The 654-nt window shown below is 62.7% G+C and carries 2 protein-coding genes; both read left to right on the top strand.

All coding sequences use genetic code 11. From position 1 onward, the window contains the following. Positions 1–171, top strand: a 171-nt coding sequence (secG, locus tag AC5RWX_RS34045) for a preprotein translocase subunit SecG (RefSeq protein ID WP_494100541.1), incomplete at its 5' end; no start/stop codon positions are given. Positions 172–281: 110 nt separating this feature from the next. Then, the coding region (locus AC5RWX_RS34050; protein WP_494100540.1) for an RNA polymerase-binding protein RbpA at positions 282–654 on the top strand (373 nt) is incomplete at its 3' end.

Consider the following 654-nt stretch of genomic DNA (forward strand, 5'->3'; position numbering starts at 1 on the left):
GGCGGCGGACTGTCCGACATGTTCGGTGGCGGCATGAGTTCCGGTCTGAGCTCCTCCGGCGTGGCCGAGCGCAACCTCAACCGGTTTACGGTCATCCTTGGCGTCACTTGGGGCATCGTGATCATCGCCTTGGGGCTGATTATGCGGTTCACGGGCAGCGGCGACTCCTAAAGTACTGCGAGAAGGATCGGCGCGGGCACTGCCGCGGCGCAGATCTGCGAACTAAACTGTGGCTGTCGGTTTCCGGCAGCCACAGTTCTGTTTAAGAGGCAGGAGCCCCGATGGTACATCCAACGTCAGGTTTGCGGGGCACCCGCGCGGGTGTAACGGCAGGATCAGGACCAAGCCTCCAGGCAGACGAGGACCAGGGGAAAAGCCTCCCGCGCGTCCGGATCTCGTTCTGGTGCGCCAAGGGGCATGAAACCCAGTTGGTCTTCCTCAAACTTCCTGATGACCAGCTTCCTGCCGTATGGGACTGCCGGCGGTGCGGGGCCATGGCAGCGAGGGATGGCATGGCTGCTGCCGAGGCTGAAACGGTGGACGATGGCTACAAGAGCCACTTGGAATACGTTAAGGAGCGGCGCTCCAGCCAGGACGCCGAAGACCTACTGGCTGGAGCGCTTGAAAAACTACGCGCCCGCAGCGTCCTTCCGG

The sequence above is a fragment of the Arthrobacter sp. SPT-J7 genome, assembly GCF_059089965.1.